This is a genomic window from Nostoc sp. JL33 (assembly GCF_017114985.1).
In the GTDB taxonomy this organism is placed as follows: domain Bacteria; phylum Cyanobacteriota; class Cyanobacteriia; order Cyanobacteriales; family Nostocaceae; genus Nostoc.
Window position 1 is genome coordinate 79,681 of sequence record NZ_JABXKP010000021.1, and the last position, 25,818, is coordinate 105,498.

Sequence of the window (25,818 nt, forward strand, 5' to 3'; positions counted from 1 at the left end):
TGTTTATCGAGTTCCTTGACTCTTATACCAGAAGATATCTGTGTCAGTTTCGTAAGTCCTGAACTATTTCCATCAAAAAATTTTCTACGCTGTTTGATTTGCTTCCAACCAGTTAAGTAAATCCTCAATGGTTGTAAAATCCAATAAAGCCTCACCAAGTGCTTCTAATTGCTCTAGGGAAAGAGTTTGAATGCGCCCCCGAACCTCTTGTGGTAACTCTCCTACCCGTTTTTGTAGTAGCCGTAACACGAGTGTTTGTCCTTGTTCCTGTTTTCCCCGCTCGTAACCAATGCGCTCGCCTGTGGTAATGTAGCTCATAGTCCGCTCCTGCTCAAATTGCTTAAACTCTTGCCAAAATTCTGCTTCCAAGGCTTTTGGTAAAATCATAACCCAATCAATAAATCGGTAAAGGTTACGAATATCTTTTTCTTGCAATCCTAATTCATACAATCGGCGAATCAAGCTAAATTTCCAAGCTTTACGTTCTCCTGGCTTTTTATTTGTTTGCTGTGTCTTCAAATGCGCCATTACTACAGTTGCAAATGGATTGTCGCTGGCTTCTAATTCTGTCCAACGATTTTGATAATCCAGCAGCTTGACGGTTCCAAATTCAAAGTTAAGTCTGGTATTGGGATAATTATAACTATATTGATTGGGTCGCCATGTCGGATCTGTATCGCACAAAATCGCCAAACTCATCGCAGGTTTCGCAAATCTGTCAAAAATTCGCAGGTTGTAGGAAAACATTCTTTCTGCAAAAGTATCTTCTGATTTTGCTTGGATTTCTACATGGATTAATAGCCAAGTTTCTTGTCCTTGAATTTGCCAGACTTTAACTAATTTATCTGCATATCTCCTACCAAGTTCTGCTTCGCGGGCAATTTGTTGAAATTCCTTATCGAGAAATTCGTGGGGACGTTCCCAATTAATTACTTCTGCTGTTTGGGGAAAGAAAAATTGCATTGCTTGGGGAAAGTAAGCTTCTAAAATTTCTTTCCACGGGCTATCATTATCTGCTCTTTCCAGTTCCTCGGTCATCAGTTGATTGCTATACCATCTAGTAATCCTAAATCATTTGTGAACAACAAGATCCCTGACTTCTTGGAGAAGTCGGGGATCTGAGGCTGGCGATTTTCATCAATATAGAAGGGATTTGCACGAAAATAGCAGTGGAACTCACGTTTTTAAACGTTTGTACCCATGTAATTGTCGGAACTTGCGATCGCCACAATAGTAGATAAAGGCACTTGTGCAAAATACTGTCGCTGAAATTGTTCTTCTCGGACAGCAGCTAAAAATCGTGCAACTGCTGCGTCGGCCAAGTTTTCTGGACTATCGCTGGGATGCCAGGTGATTTGCAAATAACGGTCTTGTCGTTTGACTGTGAACCCTAAATATTTTAAAGCTTTGATTCCTACAAGTAAAGTTTGGTCGCTGATGCCGATTTTTTCTAAAAGTTGGACGCGGGTAACTAGTTGATTTGTGCGACTGAGATATTTGGCAATTCCGACAAGAGTCAGCCAAATTTGATTGGGTGGTTGGAGGTTGGGTTTAGACCAAGCGATCGCTAGTTGTTGCTGGTTGTCAAGCCCAGACTTAGAGCGGCTGATCATTAGACATCGCCGCAACCATGCGCGTAAATCATCCCAGTTTGTAGGACAATCTTCAAGCAAGAGTGGGGGAGTGGGGAGTAGAGAGTGGGGAGTGGGGTAGTTACGCCAGTCTAAGATGAGTGGTGTTAGCGATCGCGGGGCGTTTAGCCCATTTTGAGTGTTAAGTGCTGAGTTAACACTCGGACGCACGGCAATTAATCTGATTTCATAACGTTTTTTGAAGGTGTTGTAGTCTAGTTCGGCTATGCAATCACACCTTCCTATGGGCAATTCATCTTTGTAGTGCCCCCACCATATACCAGGAAAAGCACTTCTGCTGGAATCATCCCGAATATCAAACTCGGTTTTAATGTACTGTACCTTTTTACCTTGCCAATCTTGCTGATTGCGATGCCAAGAATTTTCAAACCAGCAGTTTTGAATTAGCAATTTCGGAACAGGGTTCCCCATTCCACAAGGTTCTAGCAGTTTCAGTTCCAAAAATAACTCTTTCCCCAAGTCTGCGACTGTTAGTGTCAAGTCTGCTTGCACGGTAGGCGTTAGGGTTGTACTACCTAAAGATTGCCGCAACTGCTGATTAATCGCGGCTGCAAATAAAGGAATGTTCTCCACTAACAAACTCAAACCGGCTGCAAAGGGATGCCCCCCAAAACGATGTAATAAATGTGCTTGGTCTTTCACCAGTTGGTATAAATCGACGGAATTCACCGAACGGGCGGAACCCCTTGCTAAGGGAGTAGGGAGTAGGGAGTAGGGAGTAGGGGCGGAATCTTCTTCCCCACTCCCTACTCCCGATTCCCCACTCCCTTCCGTACTTAACAAAATAGTCGGGCGACCTGTTTGTTGTGCTATCTGTCCGGCGACTAAGCCCAATACACCCGCAGGCCATTGGGCATCTTCTAGGACTATGACGCTAGTAGTTGATAAGTCTAATTGAGTAAGTTTTTGCGCTACTTGCGCTTGCACATCTTTTTGTAAAGATTTGCGGCGGGCATTTGCGAGTTCTGTAACTTCGGCTAGTTCGTTACAACGTTTGGCATCGCGACTAGTTAATAATTCAACGCAAAAACTGGCATCACCTTGGATGCGGCTGACGGCGTTAATTCTTGGCCCCAAACCAAAGGAAATATCTGTGGGGCGATCGCCACTTTTCTGGCACAATTCTAATAATCGCCCCACCCCTGGACGCCGCCGCGCTGCTGCTGGCTGTTGAAAATCTGCTTGCAGTCGTTGAATTCCCAACTGTGCTAAATACCGACAATCTCCACTTAACTGCACCAAGTCGGCAATTAAGCCTACTGCTACTAAATCTAATAAATCCTCTAACGGATGTTTTGCAATATTAGGCAGACTTTGATATAATGCTTCCACCAATTTATAAGCTACCGCCACCCCAGAAAGATGAAATAGCTGATGTTCCCTTGGCAAATAGCGGGGATTGATAATCGCTGCGACGGGTGGGCGTTCGGCGGGTAAGGTGTGATGGTCTGTAACTATTACATCTATGCCTAGCTGTTTGGCATAGATAATTTCTTCAATGTTTGTGCTACCTGTATCGCAAGTAACTATTAATTTACAATTTTGTTTTGCTAAATTATCAATCCCTTGATCATTAAGTCCGTGGGATTCTTTAAGGCGATTGGGAATGTAGTAAATTAACTGAGTATTTTGTTTAAAAAATTGCCCTAATCCATCCCAAAGTACAGATGTGGCGGTAATCCCATCAGCATCAAAGTCTCCCCAGATGGCAATTTTTTCTTTGGCGTTATATGCTTGTTGCAACCGTGCGATCGCTAGGTGCATTTCTTGCCCAAACTCAAAGGGACTTGCTGGCTGATAAGCTTTATGGTTAATAAAAGCTGTTAATTGTTGATCATCTTTAATTCCCCGTTGCCACAACAATTGTGCTGCATATATTCCACTTGATGCGGGTGTATGCTGTTTCACCGCTTGGATGAACCACTGCGGGGGTTGTTCGGTTGCTGCTATAGTCCACTGCTGTTGTTCTGGCATACTAAAGTTAGGAGTTAGGGGTGAGAAGTTAGGAGTTAAGAGTTTTAATTTATAACTCCTAATTACAAACTTTTAACTGTTAGATTGATAATTAATCCTCGGTTGTTTGAGATTCATTCACTAGAGGATTGAGAACTACTTCATTAGCAACGCTATCAGGTTTACGGGCGCGAATTGCTGGGCGCGTAGGCGTAGCCCGTCGTAGACATCGCTTGTAACCTGCTCTTTCAGCTTTTTGGTGTTCATAATCAATTAATCTGCCATAATATTCGTGCTTACTTAAATTCATCGACAAGAAAATATGCTGGCGGATATTACCAAAACCTTTGCGGTTAAAAAACTTTAACGCTGAAGTATTGGTGGGATCAGTGTCTACCAACATGAACCGCGCCCCATCTTCAATCATCCGGGCGACGACTTTATCAACCAACTTATCTGCAACTCCCCGACGCTGAAACCTCGGACTAACTCCCAGCCATAAAATGTAACCGTAAGTCCAGGATGCTTTGGTGATGATAGTTCCCAAAATGAATCCTGCTAATTCTCCATCTGTTTCAGCCACAAGGCAATATTCAGGATCGGTGTTGTAAAGTCCAATCACCTCCCATTCGTCCCAAGTGCGGTATAAATAAGGATATAAATCGCTGGTAAATAACCCTTCTCCCAAGTGGTAAACGGGAGCAATGTCATCAATTCCTAATTCGCGTACATAAATTGTTTCAGTTTCGTCAAAGTTTGACATAACTTGACATAGATTTAGAAGTTGTAATTTATTTATACCCTTTAGAGGTTGTTTGAAAAGTAGTTAACTGTGATTTTAGGCACTAGTTGATCCCCCCTAACCCCCCTTAAAAAGGGGGGAACCAGAATTAAAGTACCCCTTTTTAAGGAGAATTTAGGGGGATCTAAAACGTTTTGCTACCAACAAGAGGACTTTTCAAACATCCTCTTAGGACTTACACAAAATATCTCTCAAACTCTGATTTCTCTGTGTCCTCTGCGCCTCTGTGGTTCGTTATTCCGTAACTTGTGCGTAAGTCCTACCCTTATTCGACTTTACAAACATCCTCTAATCTATAGGGTTGAGTGAGACTTCTTGAATGCTGTCAAAATTTGGCAATGAGTCTTTCACAGCTTCTTCAGTAACTTGTGTGCGTAGTTTACCGCCGTAGGCATCGCACCTTTTGGCAAACTGACAATAATCACAGGTTTTGCTACCCTCCACCACTTGCGGAAACTGCTGTTTATTTTGGTAATCTTCCAACCAATTAGTTAAATCACTTAACAGTTGATTAAGTTTCCTTGCTGTTTGTGTGTGTTGAGCAGTATTGTAATTAAATTTAATATTTTGCGGTTTGCCCTCAGATTGGACAAACCAATAAGTCATCGAAATATTTTCTGGCAAATAGTCGCTAGTTTCTGCCAATACATACAGATAAAGCCGTGTTTGCCAGTTGGATTCTAAGTTGCGTTTATTGGGTGGTTTAGGGTAAGTTTTCCAGTCGAGAATTTGCGCTTGTTGGTTATCTGCAATCAATAAATCATAGACAACCGTCAGCAAATAGTCCTGAACTTGCAGAGTGCGGTAGTGTTCACTCTCACGGAAAGTTTGATTATCAGATGCAGCCGTTAAGATTTCTGGGGCTGCATCAGCAAAACCTAGCATCCAGCTTTGCAGTTTAGCATCTGCTTGCAGGAAACTATCAATTGGCAAACCCATTTCTCGCTGCTGCATTAGCAAGTGGAAACGACTACCCAAAGTTTGCCGTTCTTCTTGTTCTGGATTTGAGGGCGAATTGAGTTGTTCTAGGTAGGTATGTTGAAATTTACGCGGACAAGTTTCTAGTAAGTTAAGTTGTCCTTGAGAAAGTCGCAGTAGTTGAGTGGGAGTTGACAGCATTCTTCTATTTTAGAAGCAAATTTTAATCTGCAACTCACCTTTGCCAGACTATCTGTAAAAAACAGTTATTTTTTACTGCCTTCACAGATAGTTCTCATGTCTGCTATTTCAACTCCTCCTTATCTACATCATCCTGGTTATTGGAATATTTAGTTTTTCCTTGGGACTTGATTGAGCCAAAACTGTAGACCATAGCTATTTTAACGATGTCAAAATATGCTGGGTGATTAGCTTTGTTAACGATCGCCAAAGAAATTGACCCTGCCACTAAGATGACTAAAAGCGGCGAAAGTGTTTCTCCCCCGGAGGAGTTGCTGTTGTTTGACATGATATAATCTCCTAGTGGTAAATCTTGGGCTAACTTGCACTTAACCCAAGAAAGTTGATTAAACTTCACTACGAACCTAAAATTGCAATCTTGTTGCTGATGATTAGACATCTCCAGAAATTAAATATGCGTTATCCAAAACCCTTGTAGAGACGTAGCAATGCTACGTCTCTACATTCTTTTTCACGCCTATGTCTATTAGATGAGGAATCAACTCCAAGACTCAACAATCATGGCGATCGCAAATAGACAAAGCAGAGATACTGCTATCCTCACAAAGCATATCCATAGACTTGTGGATAACAGCATTCCAGCTATTGAGGCAGCGCCAAAAACGTGAGATAAAACAAGAGCGATCGCCAAACCAAGCAGAGTCAGCAGAAAATACTTGAGTCCCTGACAAAACCACTTAAATAGTAGATTTTCATCATCTTTGAGATTGATTTTCATAGTTTTTGCCCTGTTTTGATTGAATCTAAGCAGCAGCTAGGGCTACCTCGACTGTCTTAAAAAAGGAGTCAATACTTGCCCTGCTTTATAGCTAGTCAAAGCACGCACCAGTCCTACCAAACCTGAATCAAGTTTGAATATCAACAACAGTGGTTTTGGTATTTACAAATGGTGAAAGTAAACTTGTAAATGAATTGCAAAGATAATTTTGAAATTAAAGTTAGATGCTCAATGCTCGTGATGATGCAGAACGCACACTACGCGCATCAACCCCTAAAATGCAATTCCTACAGACTTTGAATGCTTGTCTTTTTCAAAATCGATTAACTGCTCCAGCCTTTGCCTTTACCTTTTCCTCACTAAGTTTGACTAATTCAACCGTAAACTTACTAAGTTATCCGAGTTTGCGGCAATAACCTCACTATATACTAACTTAGTTAGGTTAGCAAGTCAAACTGAGAAAATTATTTAAAAATTACTGACTCAACAACGTATTTTCATTACCAGACAATAGTTAAAGCGTCACTGTGAGCCGATTAAGTTCTCACCTAGTGAGATAACATTGGAGTATAGTTTGTCTTAATGTGAGTATGAGCCAGATTTCCGAAGATTTTCTTTTGGCTTTAGCCCAAGAGCAGCGATTATCTAGCAGTGAGGTAGAGGTATTTATATATGCTGTTGAGGGTAAATCGCCAAATGCGATCGCTGAAGAATTACGTATCAGCGCGGAAGCGGTACGTAAAAGATTGAGCGAGGTTTACAAAAAATTCCAAGTGAGTGGCGGTGGCCCGGGCAAACTCACTAAGTTACAGCAAATTATTGAAAGTGAATATCAAGCATCTTTGCAGACTATAGAAGTGACTGCTAACAAGCGTCAAGATTGGGGCGAAGCACCAAGTATCCGTGATGCCTTCTACGGACGGGGAACAGAACTGTCTAACCTTAAACAGTGGATTGTCAACGATAAATGTCGATTGGTAGCACTATTAGGCATGGGGGGAATTGGCAAAACTGCTTTGTCTGTAAAACTGGCAGAGGAAGTTCAAGAGAATTTTGATTACTTAGTTTGGCGAACTCTCCGCAATGCTCCACCCATCCAAGAGATGTTAGCGAATCTGATCCGATTTCTATCTGATGAGCGAGAAACAAATTTACCAGAAACCGTAAATGGTAGAGTCACGCTGCTGATTAATTATTTACGAAAGCGGCGTTGTCTTATAGTGTTTGATAATGCAGAGACAATTTTGCAAACAGGCATGAGCGTAGCTTCTTCGCAGGAGGCTCGCGCCGGATACTATCAAGAAGGATATGAAGGTTACGGTCAACTATTTAGACGGATAGGGGAAGAACCTCATGAAAGCTGCTTGGTGATTACTAGTCGTGAAAAACCGAAAGAATTTGCACCTTTAGAGGGCAAAGCATCACCAGTCAGAACAATATCATTACCTGGCGTGGGAGAAACAGAAGGGCAAGAAATTCTTAAAGATAAAGGCTTATCTGGGTCGCCGCAAAACTGGGCGAAACTAGTTAAGAATTATTCAGGCAATCCATTAGCTTTAAAGCTAGTCTCTGAGACAATCCGAGAATTATTTGGTGGGGATATTGCTGGCTTTTTAGCGGAAGGAGAAATAATTTTTGGTGATACTCGTAATTTATTAGACCAGCAGTTTGAACGCGCCTCAGAGCTAGAAAAAGAAATTATCTACTGGTTGGCAATCAAGCGTGAGGCAGTTTTGCTAGAAGAATTGCTAGATGATATTGTGCGTCCCTTAGCAAAAAGAGAATTACTGGAAGCACTAGAATCACTGCGGCGGCGATCGCTGATTGAAAAAAGTACAGCACTGTTCACCCTCCAACCTGTGGTTATGGAGTACATCACAGAGAACATAATTGAACAGGTTTGTCAAGAAATTACTACAGGTGAAATCCCACTATTCATGAGTCATGCTCTGATGGGAGCCAATGTCAAAGATTATGTCAGAGATATTCAAATTCGGCTGATTTTGAAGCCAATCATTAAAAGATTGCTGAGTGTTTTTATCACTCAGAGAAATATAGAAGACAAGTTAATTCAAATTCTGGAACCTCTACGAGACAAATTTTTTGTCAAACCTGGATATGCTGGGAGTAACGTTCTCAATCTACTGTGTCAATTAGAGACTGATTTAACTGGTTATGACTTCTCCCATCTAGCTGTTCGGCAAGCTTATCTACAGAATGTGAATCTGCATAAGGTCAGTTTTGCTCACAGCGACCTAACTCGGTCTGTCTTTGCTAAAAACTTTGCCACTGTGTTGTCAGTAGCATTTAGTCGAGATGGCCAACTTTTAGCTACAGGAGATGCTAACGGTGAGATTCGCCTATGGCGAGTTATTACTGGTCAACAACTTTTGCTTTATCAAGGACACACTAATAAAGTTTGGTCAGTTGCTTTTCATGCCAATGGTACAACCCTAATTAGCGGCAGTGAAGACCAAACAGTGAAAATCTGGGACGTTCAAAGCGGTGAATGCCTAAAAACACTCTTAGGGCATACAGATAGAATCTGGTCAGTAGCTTTCAGTTCTGAAGGTGATGCGATCGCTAGTGCTAGTGAAGACCAAACCGTGAAAATTTGGGATGTCAACAGTGGTAAATGCCTCAAAAGTTTGAGGGGTCATATTAATGGGGTACGGTCAGTTGCTTTCAGTCCCAATAGTACAACTTTAGTTACTGGCAGCAAAGACCAAACCGTGAAAATTTGGGATGTCAACAGTGGTAAATGCCTCAAAACACTCTTAGGGCATACAGATAGAATCTGGTCAGTAGCTTTCAGCCCTCAAGGTGATGCGATCGCCAGTGCCAGTGATGACAAAACGGTGAGGCTGTGGGATGCTAACACAGGGAAGTGCCTGAAAATTTTGCAAGGTCACACTAATTGGGTATGGTCAGTAGACTATAGTCCTCAAGGGGACATGATAGTTAGTGGTAGTGATGACCAAACAGTTAGACTGTGGGATGTAAACACTGGTCAGTGTCTAAAAACTTTGCCTGGACACACAGATAGAATCTGGTCAGTAGCTTTCAGTCCTGAAAATCAGACAATTGCCAGTACCAGTGATGACCAAACAGTAAAGCTGTGGGATGCTGATACGGGTAGATGCTTGAGAACTTTGAAGGGTTACACTAATTGGGTGTGGTCTGTAGCTTTCAGTCCCGATGCTCAAATCCTAGCCAGTGCCAATGATGACTACACAGTTAGACTGTGGGATGTAAACACTGGTGAGTGCCTTAAAACTTTGAAGGGTCATACGAATGGAGTGCGATCGGTCGCCTTTAGTCCCGATGGGCAAATCCTAGCTAGTGCCAGTGATGACCAAACTATCAGGTTGTGGGATGCTAATACAGGTATATGTTTCAAAACTTTGAAGGGACATACTAATTGGGTATGGTCAATTGCCTTCAGCCCCAATGGTAATATCTTAGCTAGCGCTAGTGACGATCAAACAGTAAAGTTATGGGATGTGAATACTGGTAAATGCTTCAAAACTTTGTTAGAAGACACTAACAGAATATGGTTTGTAGCCTTTAGTCCCAAGGGTGACATTTTAGCTGGTGCTAGTGAAGACCATACAGTGAAATTGTGGAACCTTAGTAGCGGTCAATCCCTAGAACCTTTGAAAGGACACACTAATTGGGTAAGGTCAGTAACATTCAGTTCTGATGGTCAAATGATAGCCAGTGCCAGTGAAGACCAGACAGTGAGATTATGGAAGGCTAGCACCAACGACAGCCCAGAACCTCTAGAAGCTTGTTTGAAGGAACACACCGATAAAGTACGAGCCGTTGCTTTCAGTCCTCAAGGTTATACAATCGCCAGTGAGACTGATAAAGTTAACTACGTTTTGGCCAGTGCTGGTGATGACAATACCCTGAAAATCTGGGATGTGAACACTACTAAATGCCTTAAAACGCTGCAAGGACACACCAAGAGGATATGGTCAGTCGTCTTCAGCCCCAATGGACGATTCTTAGCTAGTGGTGGTGAAGACGAAACCGTGAGGATATGGAATCCAGACACTGGTGAATGTTTGAAAATTCTCAGTATCCCCAAACCATACGAGGATATGGAGATTACAGGCTCTATCGGTTTAACAGCAGCTCAGAAGGCAACACTGAAAGCTTTAGGGGCAGTCGAAAAAATAGAGAGCAAAAATAAAAGGTAAAAGAACGAATTTTGCCTTTTTAATCCATCCTTTTACCTTTTTTATGTACCTGATGCTTATTTCATGTTAGCCCTTGCGTCCTTAACTGCGGCAAAGAAAAATAATCCGGTGAGTGGAATGCTTAATACCAGGATAATTGCCGTAGCTGTGACACCAAAATCTGGTTGTCCGTAACTGAGTTCAAAAATCGAACCTACAGCTGCGATCGCACTTACACAAGAACCACCCAAAAATAAACCGCTTTTTGGAGTTAAATACACTACTACCCCCCTATGCTATTGGTTTCACCGCTTGATACGAGAAGCCATTCTTAGATAGTTCCTGGACTAAAGTCAAGGAGTTTTCTACACGGTCTACAAATACCACGCCGTTGAGGTGATCCATCTCGTGCTGAATGCAGCGTCCCAAGAGGTCATTAGCCTTTAATGTCCGGGGACGGCCATACTCGTCTTTATAGGCAATTTCCACGACTTCAGGGCGCTTCACGTCTAGGTATACATTGGGAATACTCAAGCATCCTTCTTCGGCAACACAGATGTCGCGGCTTACTTGTTTAATGGTGGGGTTAATCAACACCAAAGGCTGATTAGCTGCGTTCTCTGGTTCCAAATCGATGACAATTAGTTGTTTGTGAATTCCCACTTGGGGTGCAGCCAAACCAATGCCATCTTTGCTGTACATAGTTTGCAGCATTTCGCGCACCAGTTGGCGGAGTTCGTCATCTACTTTAGAAATTCGCTTTGCAGGTTGACGCAGCACGCGATCGCCTAAATAATGAAGCTCCAAAGGTGGATTTTTTAACTTTTTTTTCTCTACAGCAATTTCAGAGGGCATGAGTCTTGATAGCTAGATGGTGAAAATTCCTACTATCTTTATTCTATAAGACTCATATTTGATTTTTGAAATCCACGTAAAGGAGCCAGTGCTTTGCGGTGAATCCAGCGCTGTAGGCGGGTTTCTTGCCGTAGTGGTGAACCCGAAGGGAGGTTCCCGACGCTCATAGCGTAGCGTAAAGCCTACGGCATGGCAACTCTTGGAGAGGCTGCGCCAACGCTTAGAGCGACTGTGCGTAGCGTCTGACTCGCTCTAAGCGGCGAGTGCGTCTGGTAGAGAAGATAACTAAATATAGCCAAAAATCTTTAGTCTACTTCAGTAGACTTTAGCTGAAAGCCAAAGAACTTTAGTTCCAGGCGGGTGAGTCAAGCCGAAAGTTTTGCTGTTTCTAGGCTTTTGTTGACACCAATGGACAGGTGTACCTCACGTAAACGAGAACCGCTATATCAATCTTAGTTAGACCTAGTACCGCAAGGCGGAAGTCAAAAATCACGCATTCAAAAGTCAAAAGTATTATGGAATGAGCTTTTTAGGGATTTTAAATGGTTGCTCTATTTCCGGGCGTACTAGTACCAATCTCCAAAATAATTCTAGTGAAGCCACCTTGCACCATCTTTGGAGTCATAATTTTATCTAGGGTTAGGTCATTAAACAGTACTTTTCAAGCTTCTGAGCCTCACCTAATGTGAAATTGATTATAAGTCGTTTAACAACCCATTTCTTGTTCACGTCTGATTGCAACTAGGATTACTATAAAATATTTTCCTTAGTAAAAATATTTATTAAATCTATTTTTTATTGATGAAAAACTAGATTTAACAATATTTTCTGGCATCCTCACCACATTCATTGACTAAATATAATAAAGACTTAAAACGAAGACCAACTACTTGTTCATAGAGGGGGTTCAATTTACACAAAGGTGGAATCTGAAACAAAGTCCGACCGAAAACTGTAACAGTTGTTTCAAAAGGGCAACTGGAGGGAATTACTTTGCACAATAGTGTGGCCAAATGATAATTATGTATTTCTATAGCATCAAGTTGATATCGAATTTGGCTTAATAAGTTATTATCTAAATTGGCTTTATTTGAGAAGTTCATATTTCAAATTCCCTTCAATCAATTACTCTTGTTCCTTCTTTAAAATTACAACTATCCTCAGATAGAAAACATCGTAGAACTACCAAACTATTTTTCAACTTTTTTAAAGTCAGTTTTAAAAGCAGTAAAATTGCTTAGGAACCAGAGCAGGTAGCCAATTGTTACCAATAATTGTTAGAAGCAACAGTGAGTGTATCTATGGTGAATGGTACGAAGATAACGTAAATGGTCGAGACAGCACCAGGGCCGAGGAGCAGGAAGGAAGTAGCAATGTATAAAAGCTGATGTATTGGCAAACTTGGCACTATTGACTATAAATAGTGGTGTTATTGACGCAAAGACGCAAAAACTGAATCTTAACGCCAAGGCGCTAAGTTCATTCAAATTTTGAGGTGATGTGTGTTTAAATCTCTTACGAAACTTGACTATCTGCTCAAAGAAACTTTCCTGGGTTTGCTGCGGGGAGGTTGGATGAATTGGGCAGCTATAAGTACTGTAACGGTGTTACTGTTTTTATTCGGCTTGAGCTTGCAAACCTCTTGGCAAGTCGAAAAACTCCTCTATCAGTTTGGTAGCCAGCTAGAAGTATCAGTTTATCTGCAACCGGATACGCAAATCGAAAGCATTCAGCCACTAATCGCAAAAATGCCAGATGTGGCGGCGATAGAAACCATTACCAAAGAGGAAGCTTGGGCTAAGTTAGTTAAGGAAATGAGAATTTCTGATATTGAAGGTGCTACCCAGCAGCTAGGTGAGAATCCTCTGGTTGATGAGATGAAGGTGAAAGCGCGTAATTCTCAAGTTGTGCCAACTTTAGCAACGCAGTTGGCTAAGTTGCCAGGAGTTGAGACGGTGCAGTATGTCGATGAAGCAGTCAAACATATTGCCCAGTTGCACCAAGGTCTGAACTGGATTACTTTAACAATTACGATTATTCTGACTTTAAGTGCGATCGCAGTGACTACCACCACAATTCGGCTGATTGTCATGGCGCGACACCAGGAAATTGAAATTATGCAACTAGTGGGAGCAACCAGAGCTTGGATTTACCTCCCGTTTATTTTACAAGGAATTACCTTTGGCTTAGTTGGTGGTGCGATCGCTTGGAGTTTCATTTCTGTGATTCAACAGTTTCTCGGTAAGTTGCTAGTCAATCAACCTGAGTTTATCCAAGTCATCACCAACAGGGTGCAACTCACTACATCAGAAATTTTATTATTGCCCCTGATTCTTTTGAGTTTCGGTGCAGCTGTAGGATTAATGGGAAGCTTATTTGCTGTCCGACGCTTTGCTAAAGGATAGTCAAAATAATTCATAATTGATAATTACTAATTCATAATTAGTAGCTGACGCAGACTACTTGCTCCACTTGGAGGGGAACCCCAAGACCACAGTGGCTCATGAATGTGGGGGCTTGAAACAATGATGCTGCGCTTTCCATAATTTCCATAAATAAATCTAGTTGCTCTGTGACTATCAATTATGAATTATGAATTATGAATTATGAATTAATTATTCGGGCATAGGTAAAGGACAAAGGAAGAAATCGCTATGAAATCGCAATGGGAATCTTTTTTGCAGAATCTCGGTGTTTGGGAAGGTTCATTCACCAATTTTTCTCCCCAAGGTATACTTCTCAACGATACTCCTAGTCGTCTTTCCCTAGAAGGTTTGAACAATAACCAGACAGTGCGTCTAACTTTGAGCCGTTCAGAACAAGATGATGTCATTAGAGAATATAGTTCTGTGGGAGGGGGTCTACTTTTTTTTGAAAATGGTTCATTTTCTGAGGGTGTAATTCAGCTAGGGCCATTTTCCGAATTTGGGGCAGAACTTGCTTTGGTTCATGAAAATCGGCGCTTGCGTCTAGTGCAACTGTTTGATAAGACCGGTCAGCTAAAGGAATTAATCTTAATTCGAGAACATCTAGCTGGAACCCCAGTAGCAGAACGTCCAACTTTGCAGATAAATGACTTGTTGGGAGAATGGCAAGGCCAAGCAGTGACAATATATCCAGATTGGCGATCGCCTGATACTTACTCTACAACTTTGAAATTACAACTTGATGATACTGGGCGATTAATTCAAAATACTTCTTTTGCAGAACGTACAATTTTCTCAACTGCTACCGTTAAAGACCCGATCATTCTCTTTGACCAAGATCCCCAAAAGCAGGTACAAGTATTACTTTTACCAGATGGCGCTTCTGCAACTTCTCCTCTCAAGGTACAGTTACGTCAACCTTTATTTCTAGAAGTGGGTTGGTTAATCCAGCCAAACCGGCGCCAACGGATGATTCGCAGCTACAACGAGAAAGGCGAATGGGTTAGTCTGACATTAGTTACTGAAGAAAGAGTGTAAAAATTTTTGAGAGTGCGATCGCTTTATTACTCATCTGCTAACCACTTTTCGTAGTTGCAACTCATCAGCTTTTCCTTAACCGAATCAATGACCTCAGATGAAAAAGTCGTCATTGAAGCAACTCGGTAAACGTCATTTAAGACAACGTGGTAATCTTTGCCCGTATACTCAGCAACAACTTGAGCTAAACTGCGATCGGACATATTTGTCTAGAGTATTGACAGCAAAGGTAAATATCTCTGATCATCAATGCCTTGGGGAAAAGCACACTGGATCAACTGATAAGTACTTGCTAAATTGGCTGGGGCTGTCTTCTGCATAATTCAACTATGTAGATTTACGAAACATAAAAGTTAAAAAGTCTGTCAGCGTTTACATCAAAGAACAACGACGTTGCAATGCTTGCTTGAGTAAAGCTTGATATTCTTTATCCCCAACCCCATAAGCGCCAAATCTTTCCAAATGAGGATTCATCATTTGGGCATCAAAAAACACAAATTTCCTCTGGCGCAACCTTTCCACCAACTTTACCATCGCTACCTTCGAGCCTTCAGGAATCCGGTAAAACATCGACTCTCCAATAAAAGCCCCACCAATGACAATCCCTAAAATTCCCCCAGCTAATTCGTCACCCTGCCAAGTTTCAAAACTAAAAGCATAACCACTCTGGTAAAGTAGCGAATAAATCTCTCGCAATTCCGGTGAAATCCAGGTTGTCTCTCTGTCAGCACAACCAGCCACCACAGCTTGGAAGTCCCGATTAATCGCCATAGTAAACCGCTCTTGATTCAGAACGCGCTGTAAAGACTTAGGGTAGCGAAACCGCTCATCCAAAGGAATAAAAGTCCGATCGCGACTTGCGTACCAACTCAGGCGATCGCGCTCATCAGCCATGAGAAAATAGCCTTGTGCATAGCCCTCAACAATAGCGGCGATATCATATTGCATAAAATAAATATAAAAAAACACTAGAGAAACGCAATTTGATGCTAACAGTCAACCTCAGCGTTCCTCAGCGTTTCCCTCCGCGTCCCTCTGCGTTTAAAAAAAAATGACTCAACCAATACCACCCATCACCCTACCACCCCCTGAAAATCCGCAACTCGAAGGTGAATGGTTACGAGAACGCTTACAACGGTGGCTAGATACAGAATTTATCCCCGAAGCCGTAAACCAAAATATTGCCCAACGAGCCGCACAGATTTTTGTGCGTCAACGGATGGAAGGAGAAAACGACCTTGGTTCTCTGGTAATTGCCATTGTCACAGAGATGCAGTCGTATGATTTTTCCAATAGCTTCTATGGAGAGTTTGCGATCGCCAACGCCGTCAGCGATCTACTCTTAGAAAGTCTGGGAATTGATAAGTGTTGTGGTCAATAATATTTTGTCATTAGTCCTTTGTTCTTTACCAATGACTAATGACTAATGACTCTTGACTACCAACTAGACTTAACAACTCCAGGCAAAAGACCTTCATGCGCCCATTCTCGCAGCACATTCCGAGACAACCCAAAATCGCGGTAAACACCTCTAGGACGACCAGTCAACCAGCAACGGTTGCGGTGGCGGGTGGGCGCACTATTCCGGGGTAGCTGTTGAATCTTCCGGTGGACTTCCAGCTTATCCAGAGGAGATGCTGCACTTCTGAACTCTTCTAAGAGAGCTTCTCGCTTGTCAGCATACTTTTCTATCAACCTGCTGCGCTTTTTCTCGCGCTCAATCAAGCTCTTTTTTGCCATATATTCTCTAACTTTTTTAAAGACAGCATTCTCTATTCTACAGTCTCCCCATCAATTCTGGGGTTACTCGTGTCGCTTACCCTATAACCACTGGCTTATTAGCAGCAGGGCATAAATCGGCAAGCTCACAAGCGATGCAGACGGGAGAGCGTGCTTTACAAATAGCACGACCATGATAAATCAGCCGAATTGACCAATTTTCCCAATCAGGCTGCGGCAATAAACCGATTAAATCTTGCTCAATCCGAACAGGGTCTTTTGCTTGAGTTAAACCCAAACGTTGGCTGAGGCGCTTGACGTGAGTATCTACTGTCACCCCAACATTAATGCCATAAGCATGAGCAAGAACTACATTTGCTGTCTTCCGCGCCACGCCTGGAAGTTTTAATAATTGTTCCATTTGGTTGGGGACAACAGAGTTAAACTCAGCGACAATCATTCGACAGGCGGCTTGAATGTTCTTGGCTTTATTGTGATAAAACCCAGTTGAACGCACTAAAGTTTCTAATTCTACCAAGTCAGCGATCGCTAAACTCTCAGCATCAGGGAATCTACCAAACAATTCTGGTGTAACCTTATTCACCCGCTCATCAGTACACTGAGCAGAGAGAATCGTTGCCACCAACAATTGTACTGGCGTTGAGTAGTTCAAAGAGCAAGTAGCATCTGGATAAAGATGCTTCAGACGAGCTAAAATTTCTAGCGATCGCTTCTTTAAAGGTAAAACTTTCTTTTCCCGACTCCCCACTCCCCACTCCCTATCTTCACTGAAACAATCTTTGCACCCATTCCAACTGGCTAGTTAATTGAGTAGTTTCTTTAACTATCAGAAAAATTCCTAAGCCTAAGAGTAACACCAAACCGGTTTGCATTACACCTTCTTGAATGCGGGCAGGCACAGGCTTACCGCGCAAACCTTCAATCAGCAGAAAAGCGAGTTGTCCGCCATCCAAAGCTGGTAAAGGCAAAATGTTGATAATAGCCAAGTTAATGCTGATAATTGCGGCAAAAGATAACAGATTTACGCTATTGTCATCAGCTAATTTTGCACCTATTTTGACGATATTAACTGGCCCAGAAATTTGTCCAGCAGTTTGTTGAAAGTTGGTAATCAACTGTCCAAAACCACTGAGTGTCCCAACAAATAATTGTTCAAACCTGTTAGCAGCAATGCCGAAAATTTCAAAAGGACTATTAGGACGGCGATAAACTGCTGTAGCATTTGGACTGAGTGCCACACCAACTATACCTTTGCCATCGGCTCCCAGTTTTGGTGTTAATTTCAGGGTTTTTTGTTGGTTTTCACGCTGAATTTTCAGTTCGATTTGCTGATTGGGATGAGTTTGAATTTCTTTTGTCAGCAAAGGAGTTGACTTATCAGAAGCCGGGAGTTCCTGACCGTTCACAGCCAGAATAATATCTCCTTCCCGAATTCCTGCTTGATAGGCAATAGATTCTTGATTAACAGGTTGTACGGCGACACCAGCTTGATAGTTTAATTCTTTGGGAACGCCGACAATACCCAATTGCAGAACCAACACCAAGTAGGCAAATATTAAATTTGCGATCACTCCGGCACTGATGACGATCGCCCGGTCTAAAACTGGACGGTTACGCAGCAGATTTGGGTCATTGGGTGGAACATCGCTATCGGGGTCATCATCGGGAAAGCCCACAAAGCCGCCCAAGGGAAAGGCGCGGACAGCATATTCGGTTTGTGAACCTTGGTACTTCAAAAGAACTGGGCCAAAACCCAAAGAAAAACGGTTAACGAGAATGCCTTGAGAACGTGCTGCAACAAAATGTCCCAACTCGTGTACCAAGATCAAAACAGCCAAGACTGCGATCGCTGCTAAAACTGACATAGAGTAAATTGTGAAGATATTAAGATACGGTTATCTCCATTCTAATTGGGCATTGGGCATTGGGCATGGGGCATGGGGCATTATTTCAAGTTAAAAGATGCATTAACAGTTAGTCAGGTAACTGCTTCTCCTCGTGTAAGGTGCGATCGTGGTTGCGATGATGGAAGGAAGTTGGTCAACTGCTTCACAGGCGAAAAAAGTGGCGGCAACAATAATCCAGACTGGATCAAAATCTATAGACGGTAGAGTTAAGGATTGTAGGTAAACTGACTGTGAATGGCAACTCCGACGCAGGAAGCGGAACTATCCTGTTGGGAATCGTCTGTCTCTCCTAAAATATAAAGATGTTCATAATCCCAAAAGCAAAAGCGATAAAGTAACAATTTAGGAAACATAGTATTTAAGAACTTGATTAAGTTAGTAACATTATCTTGATCAAAATCTCTATCATCAACAGAAAAGCCCCAACCTCCATCTCCTTGAATCATAAATTTTTCAACTTTATAAATTTCAACTAAGCCAGATTTTAACAAAGCATTGTTAATTGCTTCTTCTTGACTATCTCCTGATGCCAAAACGATACTGTGATTATGAATATGATTATAGCCACCATCATAGTAGCCATATATCCTTATCTCGCCTAACTCCTTAAGAATGTCATTAATTGTCATCTCAACTTGTGACAATTTTTCTGTTTCTAAATTAGATTGTTGTTCTTCTTTGTAAGGCGAACAGTGAATAAGTTCATTAATAAATTTAGGTGTTTCTTGGGGAACAGTTGAAGAAAGACAAATCCAGCGTTGACTATCAGGAACTCTCCCCACAACAACGGATAGGGAATAATGAGAGTTATAGCTGAAAGTAAAAGCCTGTAAATCCTTGATTCTCTCTGTTAATAAATTTAGTAAATTAGAATATTGTTGATATCTTTTATTTTTACTAGATTCATCTAGTAGAATTTTTTCTCTATCTTTACTGTAAAGATAGATGAGACTCGATGCTAAACCATTCTGTTCTATCCACAGCCAATTTTTAAAAGCAATTTCTGGGTCAGTTTCTATTATCCAACCTTCAGATTTAATCAGATTTAAGGGCGTAAATTCACCTTTTATAGTTGCATCCCAAGTATAGGGTTTTAAGGTTGCACTATCTTCATGACATGGAAGAGAATAGCGTATTTCTTCTTCCAAAAGAACTTCCAGTGTTCCTAAGCGTTGCTCAGTTTCAGGGTTCATGATTTTTTCCTCTTATATTCTAAGCTAAACTTGCCATAGCCACTGCTCTGACAATTTGATTGCCATCTTCGGTAAGCTGTTGTTTAATTTCTGTCGGTGTCGCTGGATTATCTGCCACTGCGTAACGTTCCAGCCAAGATGCTGACTGCGCTCCCTGTTGCAACACCTCAACAGGGGTAAGAGGGTGCAACAACGTCACAAAACGTACAAAAGGAACATCTGACTCGGCATATTCCGATAACACTCTCGCTAAATCATCAGTTTGAGGGTTGTAGAGCCGGCTCAAACCGCGCAGAGTTGGACTGGTTTGGGTTTGGCGTGCAGTCGGTTGAATGACTAAATCTTGCAGAGAAGCACGCACCGCAGCAGGGGTGTTAGGATTTTGCGCTACAGCACGACGCACTTCTACTTTTTCATCCTGGGCAAGTTGTTCGAGTTGAGGCGATGGTAAGTTAGGATTAGTCGCCACCGCAGCACGAATTGTTAAATCTTCATCTCGCGCCAAAGGTACTAATGCACTTTCTGGAGTCCGAGAATTTGTTACTACTTTCAGCCGCACTTCTACTTTTTCATCCCTTGATAAAAGCTCTAAAACCTGAGCCGGCACATTCCCACTAGCAGCAACGACTTCGCGGACTGGTAATGCTTTATCTTGGGCTAATTGTTGCCAATGAACTTCGGTTAAGTTGGGATGGCGGACTAAAGCAGTACGCACATTTGAATTAGAATGCTGGATAAATTGAGTTAATAGTTCTGATGTTAGATTCGGGTTACGAGCAAGAGAAATTAAGACAGGTTCTTCTGGTTCTGTAGCAATTATTTTTGCCATTAATTCTGGAGGGAGATTGTGACTTGATGCTACAGGTTGACGAACATATTGGGACTTATTTTCTAACAACCTTTCCATTAAATTGACAGGAATTTCGTTTCTTCCTGCTATTCCACCAGCAACTTCTTCATAATGCTTATTCAGCAACCTCTCTAGCAATTGTGGTGAGCTATTAGGATTTCCAGCTATACCCCAAAGAACAGGTTCATAAGTATCATCTATCATTTTTTCCAATGCAGACAACGGAGTATTGCGATGATGTGCAACGTCTGATCTAATCCATGAAGTTGTGTTCGTTGCTAGTTTTTCGAGGGTACTAGCAGGCATTTGAGAGCCTTCAAGATTTCTTAGCAAATACTCGAACACTTTCTCTTGTGAATAACTATTTTTTAGAGTATCTTCTACTACTGCTGCTAAGGCATTTCCTGGAGTTTTACGATTGTAAGCATTAGCAAGTTTCTTTTCTACCCCCAAAAATTCTAGAACTTCTACAGGTGTATTCTGATTTCCAGTTAGTTTCTCACATACGCTTCTGCTCGAATTATGAGCGAGTTGAGTTAATATTTCTACGGGGGTATTTTTATTTCCTGCAACTTCTGCTCTAACCCAATCTGATTCATCCTGAGCTAATCGTTCTAAAATTTCTATTTGATTGGAACGATAACGCACCAAGTTCAAGCGCACGTTTAGATTCTCATCTTGGGTGAGATCAAAAAGAATAGAAAGCGGTAAGTTAGGATTCCGAGAGACAACTTGACGAATGGTTGGATCACTATCTTTTGCTAGTCGTTCGAGGATAGTAATTGGAGTTTTGTTGCTACACGCTACGGTGATTTTAGCGTTTTGATCTCCGGTTTCAAGAACTTGAGCTAAAGCATAGGAACTGTTAGGACGATTAGCAAGGAGTTGAGTTGCTTGTGCTATTTCCTGTTCTTGCTCTTGAGCAACTAATAACCGATAGCGTTCTAAAGTAGGTAAGCCTGGATTATTTAAAACTATTTGACGCACTACCACTGGTTTAACATTATTAATCGTTTTTTCAACAGGCTGTCGAGCAAGCTGAACTAATATCTCAGGTGGAGTTGCAGGATTTTTTGCTAAATGTGCATTTTGTGTTCCTAAAGCTGCGATTTGCTCTAGAAGATATATAGGAGAATGTAAATCTCTAGCTATTGTATCTATATCTCTTGATTTAATTTTATAAAGAAGGTCTCTTCGTTTATCTTCCTGCATAATGGGAATATCTTCATTAATTTTTAGAGCTATACATAGTTCTAAATTTCTATCATAATCTAAGTTGAGCAGATTGAAATATTCTATGATTGTTGATTTTAAATCAATTGGAGTTTTGAAATTACCAATTAATGCTGCACAGACCAAAATATCAGGTTCAGATTTAGATAATGTATCTGATCCGATCTGTTGTATCAAATGAAGAGGAGTTTTACTCCAACCTGCAACTGCTGCCCGAACAGTTTCAAACTCATCTGTTGCTAATTCCTCTAATAATTTTTCTCTCAAACTACTAGAAATATAAAAACTTTGAGCAACGGCTAACCTGACTCTAGAACTAGAATCTTCTGCAAGCTTTTCTAAAGTGTTGCTCGAAACATTTGGATGCTTTGCGATTTCTTTTTTCTGTCGATTATCTGCTCTATCAACAATCTTTTCAATAATTTCTCCAGGAGTTGCACGTTGTTGAATAATAAGATCAATATTTGATTCTGGCTTTCTTCTAGCAGCCAATTGCACTTTTGCATTAGGATACTGTGCTAACCTTTCTAAAATCTCTTCAGTAGCATTGTCATGCCCCGCCACCACAGCTTGAATCTCCTGATCAGATTCCGCTAATACCGCCAAAACCTGGGCTGATGCAACCGAATTTTTCGCCACAGCAAACCGAATTTTAAAGACTTTATCCTCTGCCAAAGCCAGCAGGGTTTCTTCAGGAGTTGAGGGATTTTGCGCCACTGCTAAACGTATCCAATCCCAACGACTTTGTGCTAAATTCGCTAATTGTTCTGCATTCGTATCGCAATCACTCGCTATCTCATGCTGTCCTTGTACCAAGCGCACCAACTCCGGCGGAGAAACGGGGTTATGTTGCACAGCGAGACGAATAGCTAACTCCAAGTCTCCCGCCAAGGATTCTAAAATTGCTAGGGGCGCTTCTGGGCTTTCTGCCACTTGCAAGCGTGGTTCTAGCGTGGGTTCTTTCGCCAAGCGTTCCAGCAGCTTGAGGTGATATCGTAGCGGTAAATAGGGGTTGCTGAGGGCTTGAATCAGATATTGGCTAGGAACCCACTCGCTGAAGAATAAGGGGGGAACAGGCGCAATTTTGAGCAGTTCAACTGCTAATTTGTCATTTTGCCCCAGATAGCGCGATTTTAACACTTCCTCAACGGCATTCTGCCCATCTTCACTGATTTCTCCTGCCCAGTTGATGTGCAATTGTGCGGCTTCCGCAACGGGCGCGTGGGGGCTATTGACTAAGACTTCTAGCAAGGGGCGTGGCGTTGGGGAATAACTCGCCACTGCTAGTTGTAAGGCGACGGGTTGAGTGTTAAGGTGTGTCGGGTCAGCTAGAAAGGGTTCTAAATCTGAAATGGTGAGCGATCGCAACAATTCCATTATCCCACCCCAAATCCTCATTGAAGGTCAACAGAATCTTATCCTGTTTGTTATTCCTTTAGGGTGTCCGCTTCCCCCTGGATAATCTATTTTCAAAAATTATTTATTACATTTACCTATGTATTGTTACATCAACGTCGGCCCAAAGTACTGGCTCGCCTTTGCATGAGACAAAAAAATATTTATGCAAGAAGCTATTGGTCAAATGACAAATGACAAATGACCAATGACCAATGACAAATTACAAAACTTCACGACCCAAGTAAGGTTGCAACACTTCTGGTATCCTCACCGTCCCATCAGGTTGTTGATAATTCTCCAAAATTGCTGCCATAGTCCGTCCCACCGCCAAACCCGAACCATTTAGAGTATGTACAAACTGGGTACCTTTCTTCCCCGCCTCTTTGAAGCGAATATCAGCCCGTCGCGCCTGGAAATCTATAGTATTAGAACAGCTAGAAATTTCGCGGTATTTGCCAGAAGAGGGCAACCAAACCTCTAAATCATAAGTTTTGGTAGAGGCAAATCCCAAATCCCCAGTACTTAAATTTACTACTCGGTAAGGCAACTGTAACGCCTGTAAAATTGCTTCTGCATTCCCCACCAATTTCTCAAGTTCATCAAAAGACGTACTAGGTTCGACAAATTTCACCATTTCCACCTTGTTAAATTGATGCAGGCGAATTAATCCCCGCATATCGCGCCCATAACTACCAGCTTCGCGGCGAAAACAGGGAGTAAAAGCACAGTGGTAAATAGGCAAGTCTTCAGCAGCGAGAATTTCACCCCGATAGAGATTTGTAACTGGAACTTCCGCCGTAGGAATCAGCCACAAGTCGTCATCAGCACATTTAAAGCTTTCTTCAGCAAACTTGGGTAACTGACCGGTTGCCGTCAAAGACTCAGTATTCACTAACAGTGGCGGACTAACTTCCACATAACCAGCTTGAGTATGGAGACTCAGCATAAATTGAATTAATGCCCTCTCCAATGCCGCACCAGCACCAATCAATGTCACAAAGCGACTTTGGGCAACTTTTACAGCCCGTTCAACATTGAGAATACCTAGCTTTTCGCCAATTTCCCAGTGAGGAAGAATATTCGGATTTTGGGGAATGTACTCATCACCCCAACGTCGCACTTCTACGTTATCTTCCTCATTATTTCCAAGGGGTGTAGAGTCGCTTGGCAAGTTGGGAAGTGCCAACACAAGTTGGGCAATTTCAGCTTTGAGTTCTTTTTCTTGGGGTTCGAGTTGGCTCAACGTAGCTTTGACAGAGTTACCTTCATCCCGCAAAGCTTGAATTTCTGGGTCTTGAGGATTGATCCCAGATTTAATCTTTTGCCCGACAATTTTACCGATTTCGTTGCTACGGGCTTGGAGTTGACTACGCCTCCCCTCTAGTTCCCGTTGTTGCCGATCTAACTCTAATATCGGTTCAATATCGTATTTACCACTACGACTATTCAATCGTTCTTGAACTAATTGCGGATTTTCCCGTATTTGCTTGATATCCAGCACAGATTTTTCTCAGTTTTTAGCCTACTATCTTCTTGTTAATACAGTTACCACACAAGCATCCAGCATATAGTAATTTTGGTTTGCTGTGACTGGAAAAACAAAGTTTTTCAGAAAAATCAGTCTTAACCTGTTATCAGAATTTTACCCTAGCATCACTGCCTGGGCTAGGAAAGTAGATAATGGGTATAAATTTCGGGGTAGGTTGGGGAGCCACGGCGTTGGGCGGCTCTGCCGACAAGCAAGCAAGTGGCGTTTGAGGGACGTAGCAAGATCCCACAGGGTAAGCCAACACAAAAAATCCTTGGTTTTGTTGGGTTCACTTTGTTCAACCCAACCTACATTTTTTTCTTTCATTAGAGTCATAAAAGAGCGTTAAGCTCGGTTAATGCGATTGAGTAGCCAAAGTGACGCCACAAGCCCGGCAAAGTGGGCTGAAACAGTGTTGGTGTTTGCCTGTACCACAAGCATATCTAGACCGCTAATAATCCGGGTTGGGTCAAACAATTGGGTAGTTATAGCTTGGGGAGATATGGATCTTGCTACCAGCGTACCAACGATCGCTTGCGCCCCCAAAAGAGTCACCAGCGTTCCTGCTAAATTCACCCACAGCCCTAAGCGTAATACTTGCACAGTCTCGCTTTTCCGAGGGCGGTTGCTGGGATTTGAGGATACCAGTTGCTTGCCAATTCTAGTGTAACGGTAAGCTAAATAAATGCCCCCGCCCAAAATAACCAGTCCAGAAATTGCTAAAAATACGCCAAAGCCAGTCCCAGGATTATTACTAGAACTGCCAGTTCTTTGATTAAAGATGGCGAACAGCAGCACAATTATGCTAGAAACAACGCCTAGTACTAGCTGAATCCAGAAGCTAATCCAACCTGTAAGGCGAAAAGTTTGGGCAATTGCCCTAAGAGTTGAGGAAGATGATGGAGCATCGGGAGTTTGTGACATACTGTGAACCAATGTGCTGGGCGCTTGATTAAAAGACACGGTGACACGGAGACACGAAGAGTTCTTTCCCCTCGTCCCCTTTGTCTTTGGGTCTTCTTTCTGACTTTTCACGATATCTGGAAAACCTCTCTTCTTCACCTCTCTTTTAGAAGGAGAACGAAGAGCCACTGCGCCCTTGCGTGCCAACTTAAAGCAAGTGGCGTCAGAGACTTTGAATTTTCCCCCTTCCCGACGCAGG

23 protein-coding genes are annotated in these 25,818 nt (G+C 42.1%); 5 read left to right on the forward strand and 18 right to left on the reverse strand.

Annotated elements, in window-relative coordinates; genetic code table 11:
• Positions 1 to 84 precede the first annotated feature (84 nt).
• From HWQ23_RS04815 to HWQ23_RS04840, 6 genes are all read right to left on the reverse strand, one after another.
• Positions 85 to 1,038: a DUF4351 domain-containing protein gene (locus HWQ23_RS04815; protein ID WP_292824325.1), complete on the reverse strand. Its 954-nt coding sequence runs from the start codon at positions 1,036 to 1,038 to the stop codon at positions 85 to 87.
• 146 nt (positions 1,039 to 1,184) lie between these two features.
• Positions 1,185 to 3,626 carry a single-stranded-DNA-specific exonuclease RecJ gene (gene recJ / locus HWQ23_RS04820; RefSeq protein WP_292824328.1) on the reverse strand — a complete coding sequence of 814 codons (2,442 nt, stop codon included), beginning with the start codon at positions 3,624 to 3,626 and terminating at the stop codon, positions 1,185 to 1,187.
• Between the two features lie 91 nt (positions 3,627 to 3,717).
• Positions 3,718 to 4,368: a GNAT family N-acetyltransferase gene (locus tag HWQ23_RS04825; protein WP_292824331.1), complete on the reverse strand. Its 651-nt coding sequence runs from the start codon at positions 4,366 to 4,368 to the stop codon at positions 3,718 to 3,720.
• Between the two features lie 327 nt (positions 4,369 to 4,695).
• Complete coding sequence (locus tag HWQ23_RS04830; RefSeq protein WP_292824334.1) at positions 4,696 to 5,526, reverse strand: PD-(D/E)XK nuclease family protein; 831 nt, start codon at positions 5,524 to 5,526, stop codon at positions 4,696 to 4,698.
• Positions 5,527 to 5,629: 103 nt separating this feature from the next.
• The gene (locus HWQ23_RS04835; protein ID WP_292824337.1) at positions 5,630 to 5,854 is read right to left on the reverse strand and encodes a hypothetical protein; all 225 of its coding nucleotides are present in this window, start codon (positions 5,852 to 5,854) and stop codon (positions 5,630 to 5,632) included.
• A gap of 210 nt (positions 5,855 to 6,064) precedes the next feature.
• Positions 6,065 to 6,304 (reverse strand): hypothetical protein, encoded by a 240-nt coding sequence (locus tag HWQ23_RS04840; protein ID WP_292824340.1) that lies wholly within the window; start codon positions 6,302 to 6,304, stop codon positions 6,065 to 6,067.
• A gap of 590 nt (positions 6,305 to 6,894) precedes the next feature.
• Here HWQ23_RS04840 and HWQ23_RS04845 point away from each other — a divergent pair.
• Entirely contained in the window at positions 6,895 to 10,509 is a 3,615-nt protein-coding gene (locus HWQ23_RS04845; protein WP_292824343.1) for a WD40 domain-containing protein, read from the forward strand.
• A gap of 56 nt (positions 10,510 to 10,565) precedes the next feature.
• Here the strand turns inward: HWQ23_RS04845 and HWQ23_RS04850 are convergent, their stop codons facing one another.
• The 3 genes from HWQ23_RS04850 to HWQ23_RS04860 form a co-directional block, all read right to left on the reverse strand.
• The gene (locus tag HWQ23_RS04850; protein ID WP_292805772.1) at positions 10,566 to 10,769 is read right to left on the reverse strand and encodes a hypothetical protein; all 204 of its coding nucleotides are present in this window, start codon (positions 10,767 to 10,769) and stop codon (positions 10,566 to 10,568) included.
• A 10-nt stretch (positions 10,770 to 10,779) separates the two neighbouring features.
• Positions 10,780 to 11,343, reverse strand: coding sequence for a peptide deformylase (def, locus tag HWQ23_RS04855; RefSeq protein ID WP_292824346.1), 564 nt, complete (start codon positions 11,341 to 11,343; stop codon positions 10,780 to 10,782).
• An 815-nt stretch (positions 11,344 to 12,158) separates the two neighbouring features.
• Positions 12,159 to 12,446 carry a Mo-dependent nitrogenase C-terminal domain-containing protein gene (locus HWQ23_RS04860; protein WP_292824349.1) on the reverse strand — a complete coding sequence of 96 codons (288 nt, stop codon included), beginning with the start codon at positions 12,444 to 12,446 and terminating at the stop codon, positions 12,159 to 12,161.
• Between the two features lie 399 nt (positions 12,447 to 12,845).
• Here HWQ23_RS04860 and HWQ23_RS04865 point away from each other — a divergent pair, with 399 nt between their 5' ends.
• Together HWQ23_RS04865 and HWQ23_RS04870 are read left to right on the forward strand one after the other, a co-directional pair.
• Entirely contained in the window at positions 12,846 to 13,748 is a 903-nt protein-coding gene (locus HWQ23_RS04865; protein WP_292824352.1) for a cell division protein FtsX, read from the forward strand.
• Between the two features lie 249 nt (positions 13,749 to 13,997).
• Positions 13,998 to 14,807 carry a DUF3598 family protein gene (locus tag HWQ23_RS04870; RefSeq protein ID WP_292824355.1) on the forward strand — a complete coding sequence of 270 codons (810 nt, stop codon included), beginning with the start codon at positions 13,998 to 14,000 and terminating at the stop codon, positions 14,805 to 14,807.
• A gap of 26 nt (positions 14,808 to 14,833) precedes the next feature.
• Here the strand turns inward: HWQ23_RS04870 and HWQ23_RS04875 are convergent, their stop codons facing one another.
• Positions 14,834 to 15,010 (reverse strand): hypothetical protein, encoded by a 177-nt coding sequence (locus HWQ23_RS04875; RefSeq protein ID WP_292824358.1) that lies wholly within the window; start codon positions 15,008 to 15,010, stop codon positions 14,834 to 14,836.
• Positions 15,011 to 15,179: 169 nt separating this feature from the next.
• The gene (gene aat / locus HWQ23_RS04880; protein ID WP_292824361.1) at positions 15,180 to 15,755 is read right to left on the reverse strand and encodes a leucyl/phenylalanyl-tRNA--protein transferase; all 576 of its coding nucleotides are present in this window, start codon (positions 15,753 to 15,755) and stop codon (positions 15,180 to 15,182) included.
• Between the two features lie 103 nt (positions 15,756 to 15,858).
• Between aat and HWQ23_RS04885 the strand changes: the two genes are divergently transcribed.
• Complete coding sequence (locus tag HWQ23_RS04885) at positions 15,859 to 16,188, forward strand: hypothetical protein (protein ID WP_292760139.1); 330 nt, start codon at positions 15,859 to 15,861, stop codon at positions 16,186 to 16,188.
• A 56-nt stretch (positions 16,189 to 16,244) separates the two neighbouring features.
• Here the strand turns inward: HWQ23_RS04885 and rpsN are convergent, their stop codons facing one another.
• The 3 genes from rpsN to rseP form a co-directional block, all read right to left on the reverse strand.
• The gene (rpsN, locus tag HWQ23_RS04890) at positions 16,245 to 16,547 is read right to left on the reverse strand and encodes a 30S ribosomal protein S14 (protein WP_292824364.1); all 303 of its coding nucleotides are present in this window, start codon (positions 16,545 to 16,547) and stop codon (positions 16,245 to 16,247) included.
• A gap of 76 nt (positions 16,548 to 16,623) precedes the next feature.
• Complete coding sequence (gene nth / locus HWQ23_RS04895) at positions 16,624 to 17,295, reverse strand: endonuclease III (RefSeq protein ID WP_292824366.1); 672 nt, start codon at positions 17,293 to 17,295, stop codon at positions 16,624 to 16,626.
• A 16-nt stretch (positions 17,296 to 17,311) separates the two neighbouring features.
• Positions 17,312 to 18,412, reverse strand: a complete 1,101-nt coding sequence (rseP, locus tag HWQ23_RS04900; protein ID WP_292824368.1) for an RIP metalloprotease RseP — start codon at positions 18,410 to 18,412, stop codon at positions 17,312 to 17,314.
• 72 nt (positions 18,413 to 18,484) lie between these two features.
• Here rseP and HWQ23_RS04905 point away from each other — a divergent pair, with 72 nt between their 5' ends.
• Entirely contained in the window at positions 18,485 to 18,658 is a 174-nt protein-coding gene (locus HWQ23_RS04905; RefSeq protein ID WP_292824370.1) for a hypothetical protein, read from the forward strand.
• A 2-nt stretch (positions 18,659 to 18,660) separates the two neighbouring features.
• Here the strand turns inward: HWQ23_RS04905 and HWQ23_RS04910 are convergent, their stop codons facing one another.
• The 4 genes from HWQ23_RS04910 to HWQ23_RS04925 form a co-directional block, all read right to left on the reverse strand.
• Positions 18,661 to 19,647, reverse strand: coding sequence for a hypothetical protein (locus HWQ23_RS04910; RefSeq protein ID WP_292824373.1), 987 nt, complete (start codon positions 19,645 to 19,647; stop codon positions 18,661 to 18,663).
• A 19-nt stretch (positions 19,648 to 19,666) separates the two neighbouring features.
• Positions 19,667 to 23,128, reverse strand: a complete 3,462-nt coding sequence (locus HWQ23_RS04915) for a hypothetical protein (RefSeq protein WP_292824376.1) — start codon at positions 23,126 to 23,128, stop codon at positions 19,667 to 19,669.
• Between the two features lie 220 nt (positions 23,129 to 23,348).
• Positions 23,349 to 24,629: a serine--tRNA ligase gene (gene serS / locus HWQ23_RS04920; RefSeq protein ID WP_292824379.1), complete on the reverse strand. Its 1,281-nt coding sequence runs from the start codon at positions 24,627 to 24,629 to the stop codon at positions 23,349 to 23,351.
• Positions 24,630 to 25,001: 372 nt separating this feature from the next.
• Entirely contained in the window at positions 25,002 to 25,580 is a 579-nt protein-coding gene (locus HWQ23_RS04925; RefSeq protein ID WP_292824381.1) for a DUF3611 family protein, read from the reverse strand.
• Between the last annotated feature and the right edge of the window lie 238 nt (positions 25,581 to 25,818).

Bases quoted from the DNA above. Each gene is read 5' to 3' on its own strand.
- HWQ23_RS04815 (WP_292824325.1), bottom strand. From the start codon at position 1,038: ATGACCGAGGAACTGGAAAGAGCAGATAATGATAGCCCGTGGAAAGAA.
- HWQ23_RS04925 (WP_292824381.1), bottom strand. From the start codon at position 25,580: ATGTCACAAACTCCCGATGCTCCATCATCTTCCTCAACTCTTAGGGCA.
- HWQ23_RS04860 (WP_292824349.1), bottom strand. From the start codon at position 12,446: ATGAACTTCTCAAATAAAGCCAATTTAGATAATAACTTATTAAGCCAA.
- HWQ23_RS04910 (WP_292824373.1), bottom strand. From the start codon at position 19,647: ATGAACCCTGAAACTGAGCAACGCTTAGGAACACTGGAAGTTCTTTTG.
- def (WP_292824346.1), bottom strand. From the start codon at position 11,343: ATGCCCTCTGAAATTGCTGTAGAGAAAAAAAAGTTAAAAAATCCACCT.
- HWQ23_RS04870 (WP_292824355.1), top strand. From the start codon at position 13,998: ATGAAATCGCAATGGGAATCTTTTTTGCAGAATCTCGGTGTTTGGGAA.
- rseP (WP_292824368.1), bottom strand. From the start codon at position 18,412: ATGTCAGTTTTAGCAGCGATCGCAGTCTTGGCTGTTTTGATCTTGGTA.
- HWQ23_RS04875 (WP_292824358.1), bottom strand. From the start codon at position 15,010: ATGTCCGATCGCAGTTTAGCTCAAGTTGTTGCTGAGTATACGGGCAAA.
- HWQ23_RS04915 (WP_292824376.1), bottom strand. From the start codon at position 23,128: ATGAGGATTTGGGGTGGGATAATGGAATTGTTGCGATCGCTCACCATT.
- HWQ23_RS04840 (WP_292824340.1), bottom strand. From the start codon at position 6,304: ATGAAAATCAATCTCAAAGATGATGAAAATCTACTATTTAAGTGGTTT.
- HWQ23_RS04825 (WP_292824331.1), bottom strand. From the start codon at position 4,368: ATGTCAAACTTTGACGAAACTGAAACAATTTATGTACGCGAATTAGGA.
- HWQ23_RS04845 (WP_292824343.1), top strand. From the start codon at position 6,895: ATGAGCCAGATTTCCGAAGATTTTCTTTTGGCTTTAGCCCAAGAGCAG.
- HWQ23_RS04885 (WP_292760139.1), top strand. From the start codon at position 15,859: ATGACTCAACCAATACCACCCATCACCCTACCACCCCCTGAAAATCCG.
- recJ (WP_292824328.1), bottom strand. From the start codon at position 3,626: ATGCCAGAACAACAGCAGTGGACTATAGCAGCAACCGAACAACCCCCG.
- rpsN (WP_292824364.1), bottom strand. From the start codon at position 16,547: ATGGCAAAAAAGAGCTTGATTGAGCGCGAGAAAAAGCGCAGCAGGTTG.
- HWQ23_RS04905 (WP_292824370.1), top strand. From the start codon at position 18,485: ATGGGGCATTATTTCAAGTTAAAAGATGCATTAACAGTTAGTCAGGTA.
- HWQ23_RS04835 (WP_292824337.1), bottom strand. From the start codon at position 5,854: ATGTCAAACAACAGCAACTCCTCCGGGGGAGAAACACTTTCGCCGCTT.
- HWQ23_RS04830 (WP_292824334.1), bottom strand. From the start codon at position 5,526: ATGCTGTCAACTCCCACTCAACTACTGCGACTTTCTCAAGGACAACTT.
- aat (WP_292824361.1), bottom strand. From the start codon at position 15,755: ATGCAATATGATATCGCCGCTATTGTTGAGGGCTATGCACAAGGCTAT.